General features: G+C 37.1%; 15 protein-coding genes. 7 read left to right on the forward strand and 8 right to left on the reverse strand.

The genetic code is table 11. From position 1 onward, the window contains the following. Positions 1-26: 26 nt before the first annotated feature. Both A0J48_RS16710 and A0J48_RS16715 read right to left on the reverse strand, forming a co-directional pair. Complete coding sequence (locus A0J48_RS16710; RefSeq protein WP_200324964.1) at positions 27-320, reverse strand: DUF3593 domain-containing protein; 294 nt, start codon at positions 318-320, stop codon at positions 27-29. After that, positions 317-652, reverse strand: coding sequence for a DUF2499 domain-containing protein (locus A0J48_RS16715; RefSeq protein ID WP_200324966.1), 336 nt, complete (start codon positions 650-652; stop codon positions 317-319). The genes A0J48_RS16710 and A0J48_RS16715 overlap by 4 nt, the downstream gene beginning before the upstream one ends. Before the next feature lie 227 nt (positions 653-879). Between A0J48_RS16715 and csaB the strand changes: the two genes are divergently transcribed. The 6 genes from csaB (at position 880) to A0J48_RS16745 (ending at position 15714) form a co-directional block, all read left to right on the forward strand. Continuing rightward, the gene (csaB, locus tag A0J48_RS16720) at positions 880-1914 is read left to right on the forward strand and encodes a polysaccharide pyruvyl transferase CsaB (protein ID WP_200324968.1); all 1035 of its coding nucleotides are present in this window, start codon (positions 880-882) and stop codon (positions 1912-1914) included. Between the two features lie 420 nt (positions 1915-2334). After that, positions 2335-4641 carry a TOMM precursor leader peptide-binding protein gene (locus A0J48_RS16725; protein ID WP_200324970.1) on the forward strand — a complete coding sequence of 769 codons (2307 nt, stop codon included), beginning with the start codon at positions 2335-2337 and terminating at the stop codon, positions 4639-4641. A 430-nt stretch (positions 4642-5071) separates the two neighbouring features. Continuing rightward, entirely contained in the window at positions 5072-6157 is a 1086-nt protein-coding gene (locus A0J48_RS16730) for an amidohydrolase family protein (protein WP_200324972.1), read from the forward strand. Positions 6158-6198: 41 nt separating this feature from the next. Next, the gene (locus tag A0J48_RS16735) at positions 6199-7377 is read left to right on the forward strand and encodes a hypothetical protein (protein ID WP_200324974.1); all 1179 of its coding nucleotides are present in this window, start codon (positions 6199-6201) and stop codon (positions 7375-7377) included. Positions 7378-7741: 364 nt separating this feature from the next. Continuing rightward, a complete protein-coding gene (locus A0J48_RS16740) occupies positions 7742-13543 on the forward strand; it encodes an AAA family ATPase (protein ID WP_200324976.1) in 5802 nt (1933 codons plus the stop codon). A gap of 767 nt (positions 13544-14310) precedes the next feature. Next, positions 14311-15714, forward strand: a complete 1404-nt coding sequence (locus A0J48_RS16745; protein WP_200324978.1) for an AAA-like domain-containing protein — start codon at positions 14311-14313, stop codon at positions 15712-15714. 444 nt (positions 15715-16158) lie between these two features. Here the strand turns inward: A0J48_RS16745 and A0J48_RS16750 are convergent, their stop codons facing one another. The 4 genes from A0J48_RS16750 to A0J48_RS16765 form a co-directional block, all read right to left on the reverse strand. After that, a complete protein-coding gene (locus tag A0J48_RS16750) occupies positions 16159-16590 on the reverse strand; it encodes a hypothetical protein (protein ID WP_234300970.1) in 432 nt (143 codons plus the stop codon). Positions 16591-16807: 217 nt separating this feature from the next. Next, positions 16808-16960 (reverse strand): hypothetical protein, encoded by a 153-nt coding sequence (locus tag A0J48_RS16755; RefSeq protein ID WP_200324982.1) that lies wholly within the window; start codon positions 16958-16960, stop codon positions 16808-16810. Between the two features lie 134 nt (positions 16961-17094). Beyond that, the gene (locus A0J48_RS16760; protein ID WP_200324984.1) at positions 17095-17256 is read right to left on the reverse strand and encodes a hypothetical protein; all 162 of its coding nucleotides are present in this window, start codon (positions 17254-17256) and stop codon (positions 17095-17097) included. 129 nt (positions 17257-17385) lie between these two features. After that, on the reverse strand, positions 17386-19329 hold the full coding sequence (locus A0J48_RS16765) for a PatA/PatG family cyanobactin maturation protease (protein WP_325078844.1): 1944 nt from the start codon (positions 19327-19329) through the stop codon (positions 17386-17388). Between the two features lie 160 nt (positions 19330-19489). Between A0J48_RS16765 and A0J48_RS16770 the strand changes: the two genes are divergently transcribed. Beyond that, positions 19490-21748, forward strand: coding sequence for an AAA-like domain-containing protein (locus A0J48_RS16770; RefSeq protein WP_200325011.1), 2259 nt, complete (start codon positions 19490-19492; stop codon positions 21746-21748). A gap of 145 nt (positions 21749-21893) precedes the next feature. Here the strand turns inward: A0J48_RS16770 and A0J48_RS16775 are convergent, their stop codons facing one another. Both A0J48_RS16775 and polA read right to left on the reverse strand, forming a co-directional pair. Beyond that, on the reverse strand, positions 21894-22949 hold the full coding sequence (locus tag A0J48_RS16775; protein ID WP_234300972.1) for a sensor domain-containing diguanylate cyclase: 1056 nt from the start codon (positions 22947-22949) through the stop codon (positions 21894-21896). 387 nt (positions 22950-23336) lie between these two features. Beyond that, on the reverse strand, positions 23337-26285 hold the full coding sequence (gene polA, locus A0J48_RS16780) for a DNA polymerase I (protein ID WP_200324988.1): 2949 nt from the start codon (positions 26283-26285) through the stop codon (positions 23337-23339). Between the last annotated feature and the right edge of the window lie 3 nt (positions 26286-26288).

Raw genomic sequence — 26288 nt, forward strand, 5'->3', positions numbered from 1 at the left:
CTCCCCTACACCCCACACCCCACACCCTACACCCTATTCCTTAATTCCAGCACAGCTTGGCGAAAACCTAAGACCAGTAAAATGTTGGAAAGGGTTAAAAATACTTCTGCGCCGCCATGTAACCAGTCTATATTTGCTAAAGCTTCTTGATAGGCAACTTTGGCATAGATCCCGGCGGGAATGGTGATACCGACAAATACTAAAGTGCCGTAAAATCCATATAGGGCTAAACGTGGCATTTGTGGACTGCGGCTGATAAACCACAAGAAACCCAAATAGGGAAACAGAGAAAGGGCGAATAGGGTTTCTTTTGATATCATTGTTCTGATTTGATAGTTTTTGCCTCAACTGTGGTTGCAGACTTGGTAGAACGCCAAATCCACACGGCTGCTGCCCAAAGGGTAAAATTTCCCACTAATGTCATGGTAGCTTGTAGGGTGACTAACCATTCTAGAGATTCTACATTGTCGAAATAATGCCAGGTACAAGCACACATAGCACTAATTAAAGCTGGTAACATGGCAAAAGACAATCCCCACCAACTGCGGTTTTTTGTCAGTTCACCATAAATCCAGACTAACCAAATAGCGACTATCCACTCAATAACGCTAGAAATGTGAATAATCCAGGTGGGAATCGAAAGGGCGTGCATAATAGTCAGTTGTCAGTTGTTAGTTGTCACTGGTAGATAACCATTAAAAAAAAATTGGTAATCCAAACTCTAAAATATCAGGACTTACAATACCTCTAAAACCCTCTTTCCTTTGTGTTCTTTGCGTCCTTTGCGGTTTGTTTTTCCATGATTACGGCGTAAGTCCTGATCTAAAATCTAAAATCCAAAATCTAAAATCCAAAATCTAAAATCCAAAATTCTTGAAGATGCGTGTTTTGTTGTCTGGGTATTACGGTAAGGGGAATGGTGGTGACGAAGCTTTGTTAGCCACACTTTTGCAAATGCTACCACCTCATGTCACCCCTGTGGTGCTTTCTGGAAATCCTGAAGAAACGAGTCGGCGTTATGGTGTGGAAAGCTATAACCGCATGGCGTTTTTACAGGTAATTAAGGCTTTGCGTTCTTGTGATGTTTTCATCTGGGGTGGTGGAAGCTTGATGCAGGACGTGACTAGCACCATTAGCCCTTTTTATTATGGCGGATTAATGGCGATCGCTCAAGTCATGGGTTTGAAAACTGTGGCTTGGGGACAGGGAATAGGCCCTTTGTTGCGTCCCCAAACTCGTTGGTTAGCAAAGCGGAATTTTGCTGGTTGTATTCAAGTGAGTGTGCGCGATCGCAAAAGTTCTGCTTTATTATCAGATTGGGGTATACCTCATATCCTTGCACCTGATCCTGTTTGGGCGTTAGAATCCAAACCTGTATCTGAATTAGCAGATTTACCAAAACCAAGAATTGCAGTTACTTTAAGAAATCATTCCCAACTAACAAAAAATAGGTTAATAAATTTAACTTCTGCTTTGGTAAGTTTACAACAAACTACACAAGCCTTGATTTTATTATTGCCATTTCAAAAAAGCGAAGATTTAGAAATAGCTGAACAAATTCATCTGCAATTAAAAAATAATAGCCAAATTCTCTGTTTAGAAGATCCGCAACTTTTAAAAGGTGCGTTTCAGGGTGTAGATATGGTAATTGGTATGAGGTTACATAGTTTAATTATGGCAGCGAGTGAAGGTTGTCGTTGTTTTGCCTTGAGTTATGACCCCAAAGTAAATCGGTTAATGGAAGATTTAGAGATACCTGGTTGGGATTTACAAGATTTACCAGATGATGCAAATATAATTAGTAAGAATTGGATTGATTATTATAAAAATAGTAAATCTTTGTCATCTGAGAAAATTGAATCTTTAGTAAATGGGGCTTTTTTACATCGAGAATTATTAGAAAAAATATTGTAATAATTTAGGATGTAGTTCCCAGACTAGGACATAGAAACATTAAATTTGGTTTGACATTTGTTGTTCATGTACGTTACAGCAGATTTCAGATAAATGAGGTACAGAATCAAAATTGAAACCTATACACCAAGCCAGTTTTACTCCTGACTCCTGACTCCTGAATTCTGCTATATTTGTTTAGTACCCAGTTAGGAGATTCGTAAAAAATTCCCAATTAAGAATTTAACTGTGGGATATATAGGACTCCTATTTGATTATGGAACAAAACCCAGTACAGACTAAAACCCTTCCTTACTTCTTCCCTGTTCCCTGCCTCTACGAAAGATATGGCTTGCGCCAAGCTACGCGAACATAAATCAAATCAGAACACTATATTTTGCCTCTAGATTTGCACTTTTTGACGTTAAAAATATATAGAAAATGATCAATAAACCCCACTTCAAGCCTTGTTACTCCGTTGAAACCATAGAACCAGACCTGGTATTTCTCTTATCTGAAAGAGAGAAAGTTTGGTTGAGCGATAGCCTTACTTATCGTATAGCTTCTTTACTACAAGAACAGGATTATAGCATTGATGAAATTATTGAATTCATTCAACTAGAACTCCTGCAAGAACAACAAAATTCTCTAGAAAATAGCGACTTTTTCCAAAAGATTCTGAATCTCAGCATCAAAACCCAGTATGCCCTATTTCAAATGGAACAACAGGGCTATCTAGTAGAAAAAGATGACTCACTACCCTCTCACCTAGCCATCTTTTGTCATCATCTCAACATTACTCCCACAGTTGCTGTTCAACGACTACAATCAACGAAAGTTGCAGTTAAAACCTTTGGTTCTCTTCCTACCGATGACTTCATCACCATTTTGAAATCCCTAGATATTCAAATAGCTGATACAGGAGATTTCACAGTCATCTTAACTGACGACTACCTACACCCTCAGCTAAAAGAATTTAATCAACAAGCCTTAAATTCTCAATCTCCCTGGATATTAGTCAATCCTCTGGGGACAAAAATATGGATAGGTCCTATATTTCATCCCCATAAAACCGGATGTTGGGAATGTTTAGCACAAAGATTAAGGGATAATAGACCCATTGAAAGGTTTATTCAAAAACATCAACAAATATCCTTATCTGCTCCCCTAGGATTTCTGAAATCTACAGTGCAAACAGCATTAGGAATGGCAGCAACAGAAGTTTTTAAGTGGATTATCCAAAGCGGAAATCAACAATTAGCAGGAAATTTATTGACCTATGATACCCTTACTCTCCAAACCCAAAACCATATCCTTGTTAAGCGTCCTCAATGTTCTATTTGTGGAGAAATACATGAACAAAATAACAAACCTCTACCCATTATTTTAGAACATCGTCAGAAAAAGTTTACTAAAGATGGAGGACATCGTTATTGTTCACCCCAAGAAACTTTCAGAAAATATCAACATCATATTAGTCCCATTACAGGTGTTGTTAGAGAACTGCAAAAGATCCCAGGAAATAAGTTAACTCATACTTATGTAGCCAAACATCATTTTCTCAGCATCTTTGATAATGTAGACAGCTTACGTCAAAATATTGGAGGTAGAAGTGCAGGAAAAGGTAGGACTGATATTCAATCAAAAGTCAGCGGTTTCTGTGAAGCTATTGAAAGGTATTCCGGGGTATTTCAGGGAAATGAAATCAGACAAAAAAGCAGTTACCAGGATATGGGTGAAAAAGCTATTCATCCTAATATCTGCATGAATTTCAGCGAAAAACAATACCAGAATCGGGAACAATGGAATGCCGAATGTCAAAGTTGGTTTCAAAAAGTTCCAGCACCCTTTGATACAGAAAGAGAAATCGACTGGACACCTGTTTGGTCTTTAACGCACCAGGAATTCAAATATCTGCCCACGGCTTATTGCTATTATGGCTATTTTCAATCCCACTCACCAGATTGTTGGGCAGACTCAAATGGATGTGCGGCTGGTAACACACTCGAAGAAGCTATTCTTCAAGGATTTATGGAATTAGTTGAGCGTGATTGTGTAGCGTTGTGGTGGTATAACCGTCTACAAAAAACTTCAGTAGATTTAGATAGTTTCAACGAGCCTTATTTCCAGGAACTGAAAAAATATTACCACAGCATTAACAGAGAAGTGTGGGTTTTAGATATAACTAGTGACCTGAATATTCCCGCCTTTGCTGCTATTAGTCGCCGCACAGATCGAGAAGTTGAGGATATTATCTTAGGTTATGGCGCTCATTTTGACCCTCAGATTGCCATTAGTCGAGCATTAACGGAAGTTAACCAAATTTTACCTAATGTTTTATCAGTCCAAGCGAATGGTAGCACTCAATATCCCCCATCTGCTGATCCTCTGGCAATAGAATGGTGGAAGTCTGCCACAGTAGCAAATCAACCGTATCTGCTTCCTGATTCTCTCAGTATCGCTAAAGCTAAAGTTAATGCAGATTATCCCCAACTAGCCAGTGATGATCTTCTCGAAGATATTAGGCTTTGTCAACAAATAGTTGAGCGAAATGGGTTAGAAATGCTAGTTCTAGATCAGACTCGTCCCGATATTGGACTGAGAGTAGCTAAGGTAATTGTGCCAGGGATGCGTCATATCTGGAAACGCTTAGGTACAGGAAGGCTTAATCAGATTCCTGTCAAAATGGGTTGGTTGCAAGAGTCTCTGACAGAAGACCAATTCAACCCTTATCCCATGTGGATGTAATTTAACCTCAGTTCGATCTCACCATCGGAGGCTTTTGGCTGCCATACCTGAATTTAACTGAAGTTAACTGAATTTAACTGAAGCCAACTGAATTTAACTGAATTTAACTGAAGTTGACTAAATTTTAATAGTCCTGAATTTAACTCAATTCTTGAGGTAAAAAACCAAAGATACTATGGCAGTTCAATTTGACTTCTGAACTATAGCCACGGACAAAGTAGTTAGGACAAAAAAGACACTGTGATTGCCGCGAATGCGGGAATCCATGTCCTAACTAATTCAGGACTTACGCAAAATATCTCTCAAACCCTTATTTCTCTGTATCTAGAGTGGTATGCCTGATGGCTTCCGTAAGGGATACATTATTCTCTTACTTGTGCGTAATTCCTATTGAAAAGGAATTAATCTCAGAAAATATACAGGTTTAACTATGCTGCACGGTTATAAAATTATTGATGCTGATGCCCATGTGATTGAGCCTCCGCAGATGTGGGCTAAGTATCTAGCCCCGGAATTTAAGCACTTCGCGCCCTCACCAGACATGAAAATTCAAGGGGAAGATATTGCAAAGAAGATATCTCCACAAGTTCAAGAAGCTGGCAATAAACAGATGAGGGAGGCTAACCCCAGTGCTTATTTTCAACGTTACGATCCTGAATCTCAACTCCAATCAATGGTGCAAATGGGGGTTGATATAGCATTTATTTATCCCACTTACGGATTGTGGCTCTTTGCCATTGATACCATGCCAGCGGAAGTGATGGGAGCTTTCACTTATGCTTACAATACTTGGTTATATGAAGAATTTTGTAGCTATGCCCCAGACAGATTAAAGGGAGTAGGAGCTATTAATCTTCATGCACCAGAGCAAATGATATCAGAATTGCATCTTATAGCTAATTTTGGTTGGAAATCTGTATTTTTACGCCCTAACCCCGTTAAAGGGCGACTATTAAGTGATCCTGCCTATGAGCCATTTTGGACAGCTTGTGAGGAATTAGACATAGCTGTAGGAATTCATGAAGGAACCCATGGCCGCTTACCAACTACAGGTGCAGATCGATTTAATACTCGTTTTGCCCTGCACGCTTGTTCCCACCCAATGGAACAGATGATGGCCTTATTAGCCTTAATTGAAGGAGGGGTGTTAGAACGCCACCCCAACTTAAAAGTGGGTTTTTTAGAGTCTGGTTGTGGTTGGCTTCCTTATTGGCTCTGGAGAATGGATGAAGAATATAAAAATTTATATTGGGAGGTTAACAACCATGTAAAAATACCTCCATCGGAGTATTTTCGTCGTCAGTGTTTTGTGTCTATTGAACCATCTGAACCTTATTTACCGCAAATAATTGACTACATCGGGACTGATAACTTAATCTTCGGCACTGATTACCCACACATGGATCATAAACCGGACATTGTGAGAACGCTTGTAGAGCTTGAATCATGTTTATCTCCAGAAATGGTGCAAAAGATTTTGTGGGATAATCCCCGGCGTTTTTACGGTTTGGCTTGAAATTTTCTAGCGTTTGTTAACACTCAGGAGAGAATATTATTATGACCGATGTAACATCAAACAATCTAGGCAGCGGAGCCGATGCAATGGACGCTGGCTCGTGGTATAACGATGCCTATTATCAAATTCTATTAGTTGAACCTAACCCCGATCAAAGTCCAGGAAAATTAATACGGACAAAAATAATAACTGCAAAAAGAATAAGACCAGAAAATACCGAAAATACTGAAAATACCGAAAATAAAAGTGAAAAATATTTTTCCGAATATAAGCTTGATAATAAAACTATAGAAAGGCTAAGTGATCATCCAAAACCTCCAGATTTTGACCAGAACAATATAAGTATAGCCACATATTTGCCTTCCACTGGAGTCGTTTTTCCAAGAGGTTTTATGGAGACTCTGATGCAAGAACAACAGAGTACACCAATGCGAGATTATTTACATCAATACTCTATTGAGTCAAGCAATTTTTATGAACCTATCCGCTCTCTACTCTATACCCGCAAAATATCCCAGCTAATTGCCAAAACCTGGTACACCTACTTAACGGCAAAAGAAGGAGCTTGGTGGGATTATTTTACTAAAGGTGAATGGAATAAATTTATTGAAGCTAATCAAGAAGCTGATCGTGATCAATTGGATGGTCTCATAGCCAGAGAAATTTTCCTTGCTCCGCAAAATGCTTGCCCTGACGAGTTTGAACCAGACAACTTAGATATATACTACCCACTTAAATCTCACTATGACAAGCAAAAAACAAGATTTTTGATTTTGCCTAATAGTCTAGCTTGGCAGGGAATTGGTTTGAGCCTCTTGATAGCAGGACAGGCATATTATGCGGTAACAAAAAATGGAGAAACAAGATATCACCAAATTTCTCAACCGATTTTGAGTACAGGTGAAATAGTCATAAAGTATGGACTAGAGGTATCTTGGGATAAGTTTAGAGGTGATGTACAAGAGTTGTCATCAAGTCCCGGAAACAATTCGATTGCTTTTCAAGTTGTTCTTCCCTATCCACCAATACCTACTGAACATAATCTAAGTAGGAAGCAGATTCAAAAATGGGCTGATGCTCAAGATGATCCAGATGAAAATGATGTGAATAATCAACTTCCCTTTTATCATCAGACAATGATAGATAATAAAAAACAGTATTTAGTAGATGTGCGAAACTTTTCTCCACCCTATCCCTACATACCACTCAGTTGTAGTTAGAGTATTCCCAAAAATAAACGCTCTCCAAAGACTGTCGTTGTGTTCGCATAGTTTACAAATAGGGTGCGTAACCTGGGTATTACTGCATTACACTACACACCACTAGCAATAATCATTGGCAATTGTTTTGCTTTTAGTTTAGCCAACATATTGGGGGTATCATAAGTCTACACAATAGCATATATTGGTAAAATCAGGGAATGCTCCCAATTAATTTCAGGACTTACGCAAAAATCCTCCGAAACTCTTATTCCTCCGTGTCCTCTGCGTCCTCTGCGGTATGCCTGACGGCTCCCGTCAGGGATACGATATTCCGTGATTCGTGCGTAAGTACTAAATTTATCAATACTTTCTATTCTTCACTATGGATAGCACAATAAATTACCAGCTAATTGAAAAAATATATGAAAGTGCTAATTCGTTAGTTTATCGAGGAATTCTCCATCCACAAGACCAACCAATTATTCTAAAAATTCTGAAAGAAAATTACCCTACTCCTTCAGAATTAACCCGATATAAACAAGAATATGAAATTACCCGCTCTTTTAATGTAGACAATATTATCAAAGCGTATGATTTCAAGCGATATAAGAATAGTTTAGTAATCCTTTTAGAGGACTTTGGTGGGCATTCTTTAAAACTCTTAATATCCAAGTATAAGTTCACCTTAGAAGAAGTTCTGACTATTGCTATTAAGATTACTGAAAGCTTGGCAAATATTCACAGTGCTAATATTATCCATAAGGATATTAATTCTGCCAATATCGTCTATAACACAAAAAATGGACAACTTAAAATAATTGATTTTGGGATTTCTACCCGTTTATCCCAAGAAAATCAGACAGTTCGTAACGTTAATCAATTAGAAGGAACTTTAGCTTATATCGCTCCAGAGCAAACTGGTAGAATGAACCGAGCGATAGATTATCGTAGTGATTTTTACTCTCTAGGTGTTACCTTTTATGAACTTTTAACTTGTCAACTCCCCTTTGTAACTGATGACCCAATGGAATTAGTTCATTGTCATATCGCGCAACATCCGGAAACACCTCATGAACTAATCTCTTCTATTCCTGTGGTAGTATCTAATATTGTCATGAAATTATTGGCTAAAACGCCAGAGGAACGATATCAAAGTGCTTGGGGGATTAAAGCCGATTTAGAAATTTGTCTTCAGCACTTTCAAACTTTAGGAGAGATTCCTCAATTTCCTTTGGGAACTAAAGATATTACTGATAAGTTTCATATTCCCCAAAAACTTTATGGTCGAGAAAAGGAAATTACTCAATTATTAACTACCTTTGAACGTGTTAGTCAAGGTAATACGGAGATGATACTAATTTCTGGTTATTCAGGTATTGGTAAATCTGCTTTGGTGAATGAGATTCATAAACCAATTACACATCAAAGAGGATACTTTATTCATGGTAAATTTGATCTCTTGCAGAGAGATATTCCTTACTCAGCTATCACATCTGCTTTCCACAACTTAATTCGTCAACTCCTGAGTGAAAATGAAACAACTATACAAGTTTGGAAGGAAAAAATTTTAGAAGCTTTGGAAAATAATGGTCAAATTATTATTGATATTATTCCAGAATTGGAAAAAATTATTGGTAAACAACCAGCAATTGAAAAATTAGAAGCAAACGAAGCACAAAGTCGGTTCAATTTGTTTTTTCAAAGGTTTGTTGGCATTTTTAGTCAAAAAGAACATCCTCTAGTCATCTTTGTAGATGATTTACAATGGGCAGATTTACCATCTTTAAATTTACTGAATTTATTAATTACTAATTGTGACAGTCAAGATTTATTGATAATTGGGGCATATCGAGATAATGAAGTCAGTTCTACTCATCCGTTAATTTACACCTTAGAGCGAATTAAAAAGGCAGAAGCTATAGTCAATAAAATTATGCTTCAGCCATTGGAAATTAATCATATTAATCAATTGATAGCCGACACCCTAAATTGCTCAATAGAAGATGCACAGCCTCTAGCAGAGTTAGTACATAAAAAAACTGGCGGTAATTCTTTTTTCCTCAATCAATTATTACGAACTTTGTATCAAGAAAATCTATTATTCTTTAATGCTCCTCAATTTATCTTCACTCACACAGAAAACCAAAGAGGTTTTTGGAAATACAATATTGAGGAAATTAAAAAAGTCAGAATAACTGATAATATAGTTGATTTAATGCTTGGCAAGCTGGAAAAGTTGGATGAAAATATACAGAATATTTTGAAGCTGGCTGCCTGTATCGGTAACGAATTTAATTTAGAAATTCTTTCTGTCGTCAATAAAACTTCTCAAATAACTACTGCTCAAAAACTACAGCAAGCTATTGAGGAAGGGTTAATTGTTCCCTTAAGTGATGACTATAAGCTTCTGTTATTATGGAATCAGGAAGAAATTTCAACATATTCTTCTCAGGTATCCTCCGCTTTCCTTGACAAATATCCCAAAACTATCCGCTATAAGTTTTTACATGACCGAGTTCAGCAAGCTGCATATATTTTAATTTCTGCAGAAGAAAAGAAAGCTGTTCATTTGGAAATAGGTCGTCTATTATTAGCAAAAATTCAAAAAAATGAGTTAGAAGAAAATATTTTTAATATTGTCAATCAATTTAATGAAGGATTTGAACTAATCAATGACCAAATAGAGAAAGAAGAAGTAGCTAAATTAAATTTGAAAGCCGGTAAGAAATCCAAGACATCTACAGCTTATGAACTATCTCTTAAGTATTTAGAAATTGGATTAAAATCTTTAGACTCTAATAGCTGGGATTATCAGTATCAATTAACATACGAATTGTCTATAGAAACTTTAGAGCTTCTTTACTTAAATAACAAGTTCGAGCAATTTGAAAAGTTAGCTGAAACAATTTTAAAAAATGTCAACAATATTATAGATAAAGCCAAGGTTAACCAACTGCAAATTATCTACTATCATTCAAGGTTTAATCCTCAGAAGGCAATAGATAATGCTTTGAATACTTTAGTAGAGTTTGGAATAAATATATCTCCAAATCCTAGCCATATTGAGGAAAAAATTGACCAACAACAAAGTTCTATAAAACACTTTCTACAAGAAAAAAATATTGAAGACTTAGCCAACTTACCTCTGATTACTGACCAGAAGCAAATAACAGCAATGTTCATACTTCAACAGATGGTAGCAGCTACAAATCAAACAAATGTTCCCTTGTCTGTTGAAGTAACTTTAACCCTGCTTGATCTCTGTATTAAATATGGAAATCCACCTCATGCAGCTGATATATATGGTAACTATGGGATGCTTTTGTGTACTATCAAAGGAGATAATAGTAATGGAGATGAGTTTGGTAAACTAGCTCTTAAACTACTAGAAAAGTTTAATACTCCCAAATTAGAAGCTTTTGTTGTGCAGATATATTATGGACTTATCTTGCACTGGAAAAATTATATTAGGAATATAGTAGCACAGGAAAGATTAATACATGGATTTACAGCAGGTATAAATACAGGAGAAAATGAGTTTGCTTCTTATGCTGCTATAGATTATTGTTTGATAAAGTTTCTATGTGGATACAATTTGGAAGAAGTTGAGAAGGATTACCAGAAATATTCTAGGTTAATAAAAAATCTGAAACAAGAATTTTCTATCTATTGCATAGAATTAGTCCATAAAATAGCAGTTAATTTCTTGGTTATAAATAGTGATAATGGTTTGATTATTGGTAAATCTCTAGATGAAGAAAAAGAATATTTAAAAAATTGGAAACAAATTAATAACCAATGGTTAGTTTTTATTTTTTATTTTGCTAAGACAGTTTATTTTTATTATTTTGGAAATTATCAACAAGCTACTATCAATGGAATTGAAGCAGAAAAATATTTCAAGACTTCTAGTTCTAGCTCATTTTTAACTGCTCCTCAGCATAATTTCTATTCTTCTCTTTCTTATCTTGCTGATTATAGCTCTTGTGATTTAAAGCAACAAAACGAATTAAGGGAGCAAGTAGATGAAAATCAAGAGAGAATGAAATTATGGGCTAACCATTGCCCAGAAAATTTTCAACATAAATATGATTTAGTTGCGGCTGAAAAAGCAAGAGTTTTAGGAAACAATTGGCAAGCTGAGGAGCTTTATGAACGAGCTATTCAAGGTGCTAAAAAATATGAATTTATCCATGAAGAAGCTTTAGCTTATGAACGAGCAGCAGAATTTTATCTGCAACTAGGTAGAGAAGAAATTGGGCAGTTATATCTAAGGAATGCACACCATTGTTATACCTATTGGGGAGCTAAAGCCAAAGTCAAACAATTAGAAGATGAATATCCAGAGTATTTGATAGTAACTACAAACCAAGGGAGAGCTAAAAGCCTCAATCCCACTATATCTACTACTGGAAATGATGGAACAGTCCTCGACTTAACAACAGTTATTAAAGCATCTCAAGCCCTAACTGGAGAAATTGTTCTGAGCAAATTGCTGGCTAAGTTAATGAAAATTATGATTGAGAATGCCGGCGCTCAAAAAGGCTTTTTGCTTCTACATTCTCATGATAAGTGGGTGATTGAAGCAGTGGGAGCAATAGATTCTGATGCCGTTACCACACTACAATCCTTACCAGTAGATTCTGTAGATGCTGCCACTCAGACTCCCTTACTTTCAACCGCTATCGTTAATTATGTTGCCCGCACTGAGGAAAATGTAGTTCTCAATGATGCTACTCATGAGGGAAATTTTATTCGTGATGCTTATATTATCGCCACTCAACCTAAATCAATTCTTTGCATTCCTCTATTAAATCAAGGCAAATTGAGCGGTATTTTATATTTAGAAAATAATCTCACAACGGGAGCATTTACAACAGAGCGAGTCGAAGTTTTAAATATTCTTTCTAGTCAAGCTGCTATCTCCATTGAAAATTCTCGTCTCTACACAACCTTAGAACAAAAAGTAGAAGAACGTACTCAAGAACTATCACAAACTCTGGAAATTCTTAAAGCCACTCAAGCTAAATTAGAATTTGAAAACGCCCTGCTAAAAAGTGCCGAAGAAGCCTCAAGTTATGATTATCAAGTTGGTGGTAGTTTGCCAAGTGATGCTCCTACTTATGTAGTGCGTTCCGCCGACCGTTATCTTTATAAAGCATTAAGAAGTGGAGAGTTTTGTTATATTCTCAATACTCGACAGATGGGTAAATCAAGTTTGATGGTGCGGATGATGCACCATTTGCAGCAAGAAGATTTTTGTTGTGCTGCCATTGATATGACTCGAATTGGTAGTGAAAATATTACCCCTGAGCAATGGTATAAGGGATTAGCGGTGGAATTATGGCAAGGTTTTGATCTGTTCGGTAAGGTTAATTTAAAAGCTTGGTGGCAAGAAAATATCGAACTTTCTCCTGTGCAGCGGTTAAGTAGATTTTTGGAAGAAGTTTTGTTATATGCAGTTAAGTTACCTGATCATACTCCTGCGCCAAAAATAGTCATCTTTTTAGATGAAATTGATAGTGTTTTAGGTTTAGATTTTGCAGTCAATGACTTTTTTGCCCTCATTCGTTCCTGCTATAATCAACGCAGTATTAATCCAGAGTATAAACGGTTATGTTTTGCTTTATTTGGTGTTGCGACTCCTAGTGATTTAATCACTGATTATCGGCGCACGCCTTTTAATATTGGTCAAGCAATTCAACTGCATGGCTTCCAACTTCACGAAGCTCAACCTTTGCTGCACGGGTTGACAGATAAAGTTACAAACCCACAAGCAGTATTAAAAGAAGTTTTGTTCTGGACTAATGGTCAACCATTTTTAACTCAAAAAATTTGCCGAATTATTCGTATTTCTTCCGCTTCTATCCCTGAAAAAACTGAAAAAGCATGGATTGAAAATTTAATCCGCACAAATATTATAGAAAATTGGGAAACTCAAGACGAACCAGAGCATTTAAGAACAATTAGCGATCGCATTCTTAAGGGTGAAATTCCAGCTACTAAAATGTTAGAACTATATCAAGAAGTTTTAGAGCGAGGACAAGTGAGTTCAATTGATAGTCCAGAGTCAAAAGAATTGATATTATCAGGATTATTAATTAAAGAAGATAGCTATTTAAAAATCCACAACCGCATTTATGCAGCTATTTTTAATCATAGTTGGATTTCGCAACATCAGTAAGTCTGCTATAGGCATCCGGTTTGATTCCTGATAGCGTATCGCTAAAGCGAAAGCTCCGCTAACACGTAGTGTGCCGTAGGCATAGCGTGGCGTAAGCCATAATCATTTGTGTAAGCAGGTAAGAGGCAAGAGGCAAAAGGCAAAAGGCAAAAAAAGGGTTTTAGAGGAGGATTTCATTGTACGGAGTTTTGTATGGCTACGCCACGCAAGCTATCAATAATCAAATAGGATTTTTATAGATTAATTTGTATATATATAGGCGTAATTTTACCAATAAATACGTAATTCTATAACTTATTAGAATTTTTTAAATAAAACTACATGAACTAGCGCAATTACTTGCAGGAACTTAGCATATTTTCCCTATTCAGTAGTTATTTTACAATCCCTAACAGTGTTTATAAATGTAAGTATTCAGTAATCAGTAATCAACTATTATCTGGAATTTATGAGCATTTTTAGCGAGGAATGAGGAATTGATTTTGGTATCGGTTTACCTTAAAAATCCTTTAAACTTAGCTTGATAACCAGTTTTAGCTGACTGCTGACTGCTGATAGCTGAATGCTTACTGATAAATTAATTTTTAACACTAGTAATATCGCTGTTCATACGTGATAACTTTAAATGTGGGGTTATTAACTACCAAGCTTTTAAAATTAACGATAGAAACTTACTATTGTTTGGATAAAGCTCCTTGCAAGTCTGAGCATGGTGCAAATTAATCCAACAAATCAGCTGAATAGAAAAACTTTCACTTCAGGGCGTTATGAATTTTAACTTATATGAAGCAATTCAAATTGCTAACCAAGCTGTTTTGAAAAAGTTTGATAGAAGCTTAACCGATGTTGAAATAATTGTCCTGAAAGGAGCTTGGGAACGGGAAGAATACGATCAAATTGCAGCTAAACATCAATATGCAACTAGTTATATTAGTCAAGATATTGCACCCAAGCTGTGGAAATTTTTGACAGAAGCTTTAGGAGAAAAAGTCAGAAAAAGCAATTTCAAGGAGGCTTTAAAACGACATTGGGAAAAACAATGCTGGGAAAGGCAATTTACATCTGAATACTACATACCAAAACCAGAATTAATGACAGTTAATGGCGAACATAACAATAACAAACTCAAAGAAGCAAAACTTCCAAACTATTTAATCCAACCAAAACAAGAATTGCCAGAGCCAGAATTGTATGTAGAACGCTATCCGATTGAATCATTATGCTATGAAACACTATTACAGCCCGGTTCTCTGGTGCGAATCAAAGCACCTAAATTAATGGGTAAAACCTATTTGATGGAGCGTGTATTAGCTAAACTTACAAAACAAGGCTATCGTACAGTCAGCTTAAGTTTGGAGATGGCAGATAGGAACACTCATTTTACTAACTTGAATAAATTTTTGCGCTGGTTTTGTTTGAATCTCAGTCGAGAATTGCATTTACCCCGTGAAATAGATGACTGTTGGGATGAAGAGGGTATGGGAGCAAAGGTAAGTTGCACCACTTATTTAGAAGAATACTTATTAGCTGAAGCTCAAAATCCCCTTGTTCTCTGCTTAGATGATGTGGATGTACTTTTCCCATATCCTGAAGTTTATGAAGACTTTTTTGGGTTATTGCGTTCTTGGTATGAGAAAGCCAGAAGCCGTCAAAATTGGCAAAAACTGCGATTAGTGATTGCTCATGCGACTGATGTTTATATCCGCCTGAATATTAATCAATCACCTTTTAATGTCGGATTACCCATTGAGTTACCAGAGTTAACTAGAGAGCAAGTGTTAGTATTTGCCGAAAAATTTGGATTAGGTGGAAATTCAACTTTAGTAGATTCTTTACTAAAATTAGTAGGTGGTCATCCTTATTTGTTGCAGCAAGCATTTTCTCACCTCAAAAGTTATCCCAATATTAGTCTTGAGGAATTGTTAGCAGCAGCAACTACAGATGGGGGTATTTATCGCCATCATTTGCGGGAATATTGGTTGAATTTGGAACAGAAACCGAAACTCATGGCAGCATTTCAAATAGTGATTTCTTCTACTGAACCAGTGCGATTAGAAACAATTTCAGCTTATCAGTTGCAGAGTATGGGTTTGGTTAAGTTGGCAGGTAATGAAGTGGAGCCACGTTGTCAATTGTATCGGAGTTATTTTAATGATGTGATTGGAAATTAGGGGAATGTCAATCATATCTCTCTACAAATAAGCGAACAGGATTCATGATCTGCGGCAATGGGTAAGGGTGCAGTTGGTACAATGCAGAAAGTTAAATAAAATCAAATTATCCTCCACTGAAACCCCATCATGGCTATTCCAGAACTAGAACAACAACTCTTGCAGCTTTCGCAATTCATAACTGTCTATCACTTGTCACTCGGAATTAAAAAGACTTTGCCAGGACTGGAGTTGTAATTATTAATCCTTGGTCTTTTGAAGCGATCACCTTCCACAAATCTAAAAAGCTATCGCTTGATGGATAAGTAGGGTGATCGCACTTCGGTGAAAATGGCTTTGATTCTAGATGAGGAGCGATCGCTATCTGGGACAAATAGGGCGATCGCTATCTTCTAGTTGTTGTATGTTATGTGAATTTTATTAGTTAAATTCATCAAATACTAATTAACCTAGCTCGTCAATCCATCTATCAAAATCATCAAATCTTAAACCTAAATTTTTTAATGTCAAATCTAGGCACAATCTTCCATTAGTACCTGGAGTACCATAGCAAGAATTGATTATACTTGCCTGTTTATGAGCTATCTCAGCTTTCAGGATATCTAAACATGAATCTTTATCCAGTGTGGTTGCATCGCAAACCGCAAACAAACTGTCTTTTATATTAGGTTGTTTCCAAGCTTGTTGAATATCCCCATACAGTTTACCTATGGCATCTGTATCATCAGAATCAACAAAAGCTAGAACCTGAATAGGTGCTTGGATTTGCTCGGAAGATGCTACTTTTGTGTTGACATCAGCAAAAGATGTGGTGATGGTAGAGAACCAAACCACAACGCTGAGAAGTGCGATCGTTAATTTACGGTATGTACTCATTTTCAGAGTTTTTCCTGAAGTTATTTCAGGTAATTGGTGGAAAAATTTCATGACTTTTTCTCGTTATTGTTCATTATTGTTGAAGTTTTCAAGATTGTCTTGTGGGAAGTGACCGTGCAGTGAGGGGTGTCCGACACCCCTCACTTTATTTTTTGGTTATTTGAGGATATCTATTGCTATAGATACTAACTACCTCAAAATTTTCCAAGGTAACTTACTAAACACAAAGTCCATTGCATCGTCCTTCGATACACAGACCTATACAAGTGTTAGGACAGTTGCACGACGCGGAAGGAGTAACGGCATTAGAAGCATAACTGGCTGTACTAACTTGGCGAATAACAGGTGCGGATTGAATGGGAAGTTTCATGAAGGTATTCTCCTTTGCAAGATTGTTTGGTTGTTTTTTCGATTGGGTGTTCATCTAACAGAAATCACTCATTGGTGACATCTATGATCAATCATCGTGAAGTTTAAAATGACTTCGGATTCCGAACTTCGGAATTAAGCACAAACGCCTAGACAGGTGTAGCCGTTAATGCATAATCCGTAACAAGCAAGATTTCCAGGACCGCAGCATCCTACAGATGGAACAATACCCTTACTCGTGAGTTTAGTTGCAGCAACTTGGCGATTAACTGGTTGAGTTTGGATTGGAAGTTTCATGATTTCCTCATTTTAATTGTTGGATTTTTGCGGGACACATAACGCTAGATCGCGGTACGTGTCCGGCTTGGATTGGAATTTTCATAACTACTTCTCCTTGTTTGAACTATGACGATTTTTCAAGTTTTACTAACTAGCAATAGACCAAGAACGAACCTGACCAATGGTGACAGGAATCACTTCACTAACATCAACGGTAAATCTGTAGACCTTTCCAGCCCTGCGGCTATCCTCAAGGTTAAAAAACTGTAGCGTCACATCATAGCAATCTGAGTCAGGCCGACAGATTGGACTCTTTGTTACTCCAATGCTTTGAAGTCCTAGTTGAGCATCTACAGCACTAGCCAAAACCTCTGTCACCTGAAAAGCGTTTGTAGCTGAGAAGTTAAGCGCCCGTTCCTGTGGTGTAACACCCAAGTTGCGGTATTCATAATAAATCCGCTCTAAATACTCTCGAATTTTTGCAGTCAAATTCTCCCGTGTTTGTGCTGGGTAGGCTGGTACTAATGAATCAATGACAGCTGGAATTGTCCAACTATATATACCCCGCAATTCTGGAACAATCACAGGAACAGTTTGACCTGACATTAGTTTGATGCTGCTTGCAATACGCCCAGGGATTGAAACTCGCTCGACACTATCACCCTCTGCCAATATTTCCCGCAACCTGTTGTAACCAAAAGCTGCATAAGCACCTACAGGTACGATCGCATAAATTGGTGTAGCATCCAAGCTCAGAGTCCAAATCAATGATTGTGCTTCGTAAGGATTTTGGCTGAGATAGTCCACCAGACTTACACCAGGAGGTATCATTTGGCTAAAAGAATCTCGACGAGCTTCAGTGCCGAAATCTGTCCCTAGTGTTCCTAGTGCATATACTATTGGTGGTGCAGTCTTTTGTCCTGCACAGGTGGCACACTCAGAAGGTTCGATAGATGAAGGAACTACATTAGCTGAGGTAGGCTGTAGGTTCATCATTGGTATAGAGTGGTTAGACTCTTGCAAGTTAGATACTTGCATTTCTGTTACTTGGTTAATTACTTCTTGCTCAATGTTGTTAACTTCACTTGGTTGAATCATTACTTCTTCTTGATTAGACATTTTTTGTATTCCTTCTTTTGTAATTAGGGCTTGTACGCCAGGGATATTCAGACTTCCGACTAAACAACGTCGGCTATCTAAATTTTTTTGTAGATTGCAAGGCAAAGCAGTCTTGAGAATGGCATCACGAATAGCGTGGGGGTCAGGCTTCTCACCTCGTTGCAGTTGAATACTCAGCAATAAGGCAACAAGTCCTGATACAATAGGAGTTGCAAAACTTGTACCGCTTCTATTAGCAGTTCCACCACCTGGGATAGCACCTAAAATGTTTTCCCCAGGAGCAAGGATACCTTGTGTTCTGTAAACCTCACCCCAGTTGCTAAAGCCGATGGGATTTCCAGAAGAATCCATTGCACCTACTGCCAATACTGACTCCAGAGCAGCAGGAACATGGAGACAATCACAGCCATCATTGCCCGCAGCCGCTACAATCAGAACATTGTTTTCGGCACAAAGGCGGACTGCATTAGCCAGTAACTTATCAGATTCAGCCGATGCTGCTAATTGACCACCGCTAATGTTAATTACATTGGCTCCCCGCTCAACCGCTTGGGTAATGGCTCGTGCCAAGTCAATCTGGGAACAGGGGGAAATGCCACCTTTACTGCCATTTGTAAACACTGGTACAATCAGCCCACGACAGCCAGGGGCAATGCCACGTATAGGGCTGCCATGTTGACCAAATATGACGCTGGTAACGTGAGTTCCATGCTGAGATGCCGTTCCTTGGTCTGCGACACCAGAAACTAGGGTCGGTAGCCGAGTAAACTGGGAACCATCAAAGCAGGGGTGAGACTGATCAACTAGTCCGTCAAGAACTGCAATGCAGATGCGAGGGTCGCCGAGAGATTCAGCCCAGAGGGATTGGAGTCCGTCCAATGCTGTAATGTCACTGAAACCAGCTGTTTTCGCTGTTATCTGTGAGACATTAGAACCCATTGATTTGTTGTTGGTTTTTGTGTTGTTCGTCACAATTTAAATTATCTTTGACTTCGCAATTCAATAATTCAGTTAAATTTAGGACTTTAAAAATCAGCCTATTCAGTTAAATTCAGTTAAATTCAGTCACTCAAAACCCTAAAACCATGTGACAATTAACACTGAACCAGGTTTTAAGCCTCTAAAAATACCAATGTTTGCCAAACTCAACGCCACCTATCAACCAGGTGGTAGTCTCCCGCCTGATGCCCCTACCTATGTAGTGCGACAGGCTGATACTGAACTTTATGAAGGGTTATTAGCACTTGAGTATTGCTATGTTCTCAACGCTAGACAGATGGGGAAATCTAGCTTACGAGTACGGACAATGGATAAATTGCGAACTCAAGGATTTATTTGTGCAGAAATTGAATTAAGCGGCATTGGTAGCCAACAAATTACGGCTCCCCAATGGTATGGGGGAATTATTCAAGAATTAGTCAGCGGTTTTAAGTTACAAATAAATCGGCGTAGTTGGTTAAAAGAACGGGATGATCTTTCTCCTATTCAGTGCTTAAATCAATTTATTGAAACTGTATTATTGACGCAGATTCAGGAAAAAATAGTTATTTTTATTGATGAAATTGATAACGTACTGGGGTTGAAATTTTCTACCGACGAATTTTTTGCTTTGATTCGTCACTGCTACGAAAATCGAGCGCACAAGCCAGACTACAGGCGATTATCTTTTGCTTTGTTGGGGGTAGCTACGCCTTCAGAGTTGATTCAAGATAAACACTATTCCACTCCTTTTAACATCGGTCGAGCTATTGAATTGCAAGGATTTAAAATTAAAGATAGCGAACCTTTAGCAAAGGGATTAATCGGGAAAGTCATTAATCCAGAAGCAGTCTTAAAAGAAGTTTTATATTGGACTAATGGACAACCTTTCTTAACTCAAAAACTTTGTTGGTTAATTGTCAATTGCTGCAATAACAACACAGAATTTTATCCTCTACAAGAGGGTGAAGAATCGCAGTGGGTAGAGCAAATTGTCCAGAACCAAATTATCCAAAATTGGGAAAGTCAGGACGAACCAGAGCATTTAAGAACTATCCGCGATCGCTTACTTCGCAATACTCCCAAAAGCACACAATTATTGCAGCTATATCAGCAAATTATCCAACAGGGAAAAATCCCTGATCACAACTCCCCTGAGTATCTAGAATTAAGATTATCGGGACTTGTCGCCCAACACCAAGGAAGTTTAGAAGTTAAGAACCCAATCTATGCAAAAGTCTTTAATTTGGATTGGGTAAATCAAAAGCTGACAATACAAACCTCTAATTCAGAGTTTAACTGGCACAAAGATACAGCAGAAAGTGTCATTGTATCCATTAACCCTTCTCGTCCTATTTACATAGCAGAAAATATGGACAATTCCCACTATTCTCCCTGTTATCCAAGTGGTGCTGTTCCCCTCAATTCTCCTTTTTACATAGAACGAACTGCGATAGAAACCCAAGTTTATGAAGAAATTAGAAAATCTGGGGCTTTAGTAAGAATTAAAGCACCTAGAGAGATGGGTAAAACTTCTTTGCTACTCAGGACTTTGGATTATGCCACCCACCAAGACTACCACACTGTCAGCTTAAATCTAGAGCAAATTGACGATGTAATTTTGAATGATTTGAATCGCTTTTTGCGGTGGCTATGTGCCAATGTTACTCGTCAACTTCAGTTAGAACCAAAGTTAGAAGATTATTGGGATGAAGATATTGGTAGCAAAATTAGTTGTTCTCTTTATTTTCGCAATCATATCTTAAAGCAAATTGATGCTCCTTTAGTTTTAGCCTTGGATGAAGTCAACTATATTTTTGAACATCCTCTGACAGCCAAAGATGTTTTACCTCTGTTTCGTTCCTGGTATGAAGAAGCGAAAAGAGAACCAATTTGGCAAAAGTTACGACTGATTATAGTTCACTCAACTGAAATTTATGTACCTCTCCAGTTAAAGCAATCTCCATTTAATGTTGGATTGCCAATCGAGTTAAACAGTTTCAATTTAGAGCAGGTACAACAGTTAGCTAAATGCTATGGATTAGATTGGGAGGATGGCTTGGAAGCTACACAACTTATGACTTTAGTGGAAGGACATCCAGCCTTGGTACATCTGGCTATTTATCATCTCAGCCGGGGGGAAATGACCTTTGCTCAATTCTTGGATACAGCAGCTACATCGAGTGGAATTTATGCTGCTCACTTGCAACGTCATCAAGCAACATTGCAAGAACAACCTGAATTAGCAAAAGCATTAGATACTGTCATAAGTGCTAAACAACCGATATCATTAGAGCCGTTCATGACGTATAAACTCAGCAGTATGGGGCTGATCAAACAGTTAAAAGATAAAGTAATACCAAGTTGTGAATTATATCGAAAATTATTTTATAGCAACAGCCAAGGTGGTTAGAAAATTAACAGATGATAAAATCTAGACTGTAAAAGCCTTTTAACTTTGTCATCTATCACCTGCTATACATCCAGAAATAGCAAACGGTAGCAGCCCATTTACTAATTCACCACAACCTGATATTTTCATTGGTGACAAATTGTAATCACGTTATACAAGCTTGTTTTTTAGCACGTTTTTGTTGGTACATTAGTTCATCAGCTAAAGTAATTAAATGATCTAAAGAAACGGGTTGATTATGATCATAATTCACCACTCCAATACTCATAGAAACCTGAAATGGCTGCTTACTACACCGATTAAATTTATCAATTGCAGATTGTAATCGCCCTATCATTACTTCTAAACTAGGGTCATTACCTTGTAGTAATACTACAAATTCATCACCCCCCAATCTCCCCAAAGTATCAGATTGACGAAAAGTTTTTGTAATTAAATTCGCCGCTGCCACTATAGCTGCATCACCTATTTCATGACCTAATTTATCATTGATTTGTTTGAGTCCATCTAAATCAATAAACATTAAAAAAGTAGGAATTTGAGTTCTTTTACCTGTTTTTAATTGTTGTTCCGCGACTACAAAAAAACCTCGTCGATTGTATAAACCTGTCAACTCGTCAGTTAGAGAAAGACGACGCACTTCAGCTTCAGCTGCTTTTCGTTCTTCAATTTCTTGTTCTAAAGCAATAGTCCGGTCTTTGACTCGCTGTTCTAACTCAGCATAAACTTCTACATTTTCCATTGCTACAGATGTAACATCTGCCAATGCTTGCAACACTTTTACTTCTTCTAGTGTAGGTTGATGGTGAGTTGCCCAATAAGTGCCAATAGCTCCTATGGGTTTTTGTGTGCGGATAGGAACCATAACCATACTTTTAATAAATGTAGGTTTATAAGCAACATGGGGAACACGCTCATCAATACTTACATCATCAATGATTGCAGGTTGATGATTAAACATTGCCCAACCACCAATACAAATATTCATAGGAAATCGCTGACCTTTCCACAGCGGTGCGATCGCATCCTCATCAGCATAGTAACAGAAGCCATTGTCTCGTAGTACAAAACTAGCTCCATCTGAAGCAGTTAACTCCCGTGCAGCTACCCGCACTATTTCCATAATTCTGTCTAAACTACGAGCAAGGGAAAGGTCTTGAACTACTACTAATAAACGTTCCATTGCCTGTAAGTATTGCATAGTCCCATGATTTTCTGTCTCCAACCATGTTTGACAACACAATGGTATTGAAAGATTATTTACCATCCTACACCCCAGTGATTTTTAAACAAAAAGGCTAGGGGTGATGTAGTAGCCAAATTGTGTTACATCAACTGTGTTTGTGGGAATCTTGAAAAGAAATATTCAAAAATGACACCAAACAGCTTTTTTGATTGCTACTTGCACACCTACACCAATCATGCCAGTTGCTGGTAAATTCTTAAAGGTTTATTAAGAAAATGTAATTTTTTGTATTTATCAATGTTGTTTGTAAGCTGTTGCATTTTAAATTAGCACAATCTAAATCGCCAAAAGCTTTAAAAAAGCTACATTTCTTCGGTTTTAATTTTTAATTTTTAATTTTTCCTACTTCGTCTCCATCCAATTATCGCCCGCACGCACATCTACCACTAAAGGTACACTTAAACTCACAGCATTTTCCATCACTGACTTAATTTGTGGTTGTAATTCTTCCCATTCTTGTGGAGGAACTTCAAATACTAATTCATCATGTACTTGTAACAATAACCGCGCTTGATAATTTTTCAATACTTCATGTAATTGCACCATTGCAATTTTAATAATATCCGCACTAGAACCTTGAATTGGTGCATTAGCTGCAGAACGCAGTAACCCTGCATCATAGGGACCTAAATTTTTTAATTTACTCAAATCAATATCTTCTAAATTGCTGCCTCTCAACTCTTTTAAGCTTTTACTTGTAAAATCAAAATAACGCCTTCTTCCACAAATAGTTTCTACATACCCTTGAGAGATAGCTTCTTTTTTCACTCTTTCTAAATATGCAAATACATCGGGATATCGTTCATTGAACCGCTTAATAAACTCATTAGCAGCATTCTTATCTATCCCCGTTGAACGGGAGAATTTAAGCGAACCCATACCATAAATCACACCAAAATTAATTGTTTTCGCAAACCGTCTTTCTTCTGATGTCACCTCGTCTTTTTCAAAAACTAATTTAGCTGTTACAGTATGGATATCTTCATTTTGCTTATATGCTTGAATTAATACTGGTTCTTTACTCAAATGTGCCAAAATTCTTAACTCAATTTGTGAATAGTCAGCAGCTACCATTAACCAACCAGACTCAGGTAAAAACGCTTTTCTAATTTGTCTGCTAAAAGCTGTACGAATAGGAATATTTTGTAAATTAGGATTGGAAGAAGATAACCTGCCTGTGGAAGTTGCAGCTTGATTAAAATCTGTATGTACCCGTTGACTTTTAGGATGTACTAACGCTGGTAAAGCATCTACATAAGTAGATTTTAATTTGGACAGAGTGCGATATTCAATAATTGCATCTACAAATCCCGTTGTATCAATTTCTTGAAGTTTTTCTAAGGTTGCTGCGTCTGTAGAATAACCAGTTTGAATTTTGCGGGAATATTTGGTACTTAAGCCAAGTTTTTCAAACAAAATATAACTCAATTGTTTGGGAGAACCTAAATTAAATTTTTCCCCAGCAATTTCAGTTGCTTTTGTTTCTAACTTTTCTAAATCTAATTCTAGCAACAGCGACAATTCTTTCAGATATTGAGAATAAATTCTCACCCCTGTATATTCCATTTCCGCTAACACTGCTTCTAGCGGTTGTTCCACCTCGACTAATAATTTATATAAATCTGGTGCTTTTTCTAATTCTGCACGCAATTTATCAACTAATTGAAATGTGGCATAAACTTGAGTACCACAATAATTTGCTACTGTATTGATGCCAATGTTAGCAATAGTTAATTGTAATTCTTTTTTACTGGCTTTGGGAACAATCTCATTATATTCGGTTAGTTGTAAACCCAAATATCTTAAAGATAAATCACTTAAATTATGGGTATTAACTGGATTGAGGAAATAACTTGCTAACATCGGGTCTAATACCACACCATTTAAATTAATGCCTTGTAACCTAAAAACTAATCTATCAAACTTAGCATTCTGAAAAGTTTTTGTGTAGTTTGCACTTTCTAAAATTGGACGCAATGCTTCTAAAACTAAATCTAACTCTAAATTTTTTCCTATTTTATGACCAGCAGGAATATAAGCAACTTGATCAGGATCTGTTCCCCAACAACAACCAACACCGACTAAAGCTGCATCTCTTAGTTCTAAATCAGTAGTTTCTGTATCCCAAGCAACGGGTGTTTCTAGGTTGGTACATTTTTCTAGAATGCTAACTAATTCTTGTAATTTATCTGTTGTGTCAATAATACGAATCTCAAGTAATGAATTAGATTGTTTTTCTGCATTAGCTGTATCTTCAGCACTAAAAAACCATAAATCATCATCTTCTGCTTGTGCAGGAATTTTTTCTATTTTTGTTTCTGGAACTTTCCCACCAAATTTCTGTTGTAGTTCGTTAATTTGTTCTAAAAATTTCTTAAATTCTAATTTTTCTAAAATAGGAATTAAACTATGAGTATCAAAACCTGTTAATTGACAATCTTCTAAATTAACTTCTAGAGGCACATCAACAACTATCTTTGCTAAATATTGAGAATGCAGCGCATCTTCTTTACCTGCAACCAATTTATCCTGATTTGCACCTGTAATTTCATCTAATTTTGCATAAATTTCATCTAGAGAATTATAAGTATTGAGCAGTTTTACTGCTGTTTTCTCGCCAATTCCTTTAACTCCAGGAATATTATCTGATTTATAACCACAAAGGGCTTTAAAATCAACGATTTGTGTAGGTAATACACCTAATTTTTCTTTAACTTGTTCTGCTTGAAATTCAGTAATACTATTTGCAGAACGTTTCAAAGCTTCAGGACTGAAATTTAAAACCGAAATTTCTTTTTCAGCATCAATTAGTTGAAATAAATCTCTATCACCTGATAAAATCTTGACTCGATAACCAGCCGCAGATGCTTTTTGCGCCAAAGTTCCTAAAACATCATCTGCTTCATAACCTGGTGCTGTAAAAATTGGTAAATTTAAACCTCTTAATAACTCATGTAAGTTTTCTAAATCGGGAATAAAATCTTCTGGTGTTTCTAAACGATCCGCTTTATAAGTATCATCTGCTTCATGACGGAAAGTAGGCAACCCCAAATCAAAAGCTATAGCCATTGCTTGCGGCTGTTGTGTAGTCATTACTTCCAGTAGACACTTAAGAAAGCCAAAACAAACACTAGTAGGAATACCTGCTTTTGTCCTTAGTCCTCCGTTTTTACCTTTAGCAAAGGCAAAATAAGAACGAAAAGCTAGGGAATGTCCATCTACGAGAATAAACGTAGGATTATTTGTGATTGTAGAGTGATAAGTCAATTTACTAACAAAATTTTGAGACATAAG

It is taken from the genome of Sphaerospermopsis aphanizomenoides BCCUSP55 (genome assembly GCF_001586785.1).
Lineage (GTDB): Bacteria > Cyanobacteriota > Cyanobacteriia > Cyanobacteriales > Nostocaceae > Sphaerospermopsis_A > Sphaerospermopsis_A aphanizomenoides_A.

What these genes read in the sequence shown, in the direction of transcription:
- A0J48_RS16710 (WP_200324964.1), bottom strand. Translation starts at nt 320, where the DNA reads ATGATATCAAAAGAAACCCTATTCGCCCTTTCTCTGTTTCCCTATTTG.
- A0J48_RS16715 (WP_200324966.1), bottom strand. Translation starts at nt 652, where the DNA reads ATGCACGCCCTTTCGATTCCCACCTGGATTATTCACATTTCTAGCGTT.
- csaB (WP_200324968.1), top strand. Translation starts at nt 880, where the DNA reads ATGCGTGTTTTGTTGTCTGGGTATTACGGTAAGGGGAATGGTGGTGAC.
- A0J48_RS16725 (WP_200324970.1), top strand. Translation starts at nt 2,335, where the DNA reads ATGATCAATAAACCCCACTTCAAGCCTTGTTACTCCGTTGAAACCATA.
- A0J48_RS16730 (WP_200324972.1), top strand. Translation starts at nt 5,072, where the DNA reads ATGCTGCACGGTTATAAAATTATTGATGCTGATGCCCATGTGATTGAG.
- A0J48_RS16735 (WP_200324974.1), top strand. Translation starts at nt 6,199, where the DNA reads ATGACCGATGTAACATCAAACAATCTAGGCAGCGGAGCCGATGCAATG.
- A0J48_RS16740 (WP_200324976.1), top strand. Translation starts at nt 7,742, where the DNA reads ATGGATAGCACAATAAATTACCAGCTAATTGAAAAAATATATGAAAGT.
- A0J48_RS16745 (WP_200324978.1), top strand. Translation starts at nt 14,311, where the DNA reads ATGAATTTTAACTTATATGAAGCAATTCAAATTGCTAACCAAGCTGTT.
- A0J48_RS16750 (WP_234300970.1), bottom strand. Translation starts at nt 16,590, where the DNA reads ATGAGTACATACCGTAAATTAACGATCGCACTTCTCAGCGTTGTGGTT.
- A0J48_RS16755 (WP_200324982.1), bottom strand. Translation starts at nt 16,960, where the DNA reads ATGAAACTTCCCATTCAATCCGCACCTGTTATTCGCCAAGTTAGTACA.
- A0J48_RS16760 (WP_200324984.1), bottom strand. Translation starts at nt 17,256, where the DNA reads ATGAAACTTCCAATCCAAACTCAACCAGTTAATCGCCAAGTTGCTGCA.
- A0J48_RS16770 (WP_200325011.1), top strand. Translation starts at nt 19,490, where the DNA reads ATGTTTGCCAAACTCAACGCCACCTATCAACCAGGTGGTAGTCTCCCG.
- A0J48_RS16775 (WP_234300972.1), bottom strand. Translation starts at nt 22,949, where the DNA reads ATGCAATACTTACAGGCAATGGAACGTTTATTAGTAGTAGTTCAAGAC.
- polA (WP_200324988.1), bottom strand. Translation starts at nt 26,285, where the DNA reads ATGTCTCAAAATTTTGTTAGTAAATTGACTTATCACTCTACAATCACA.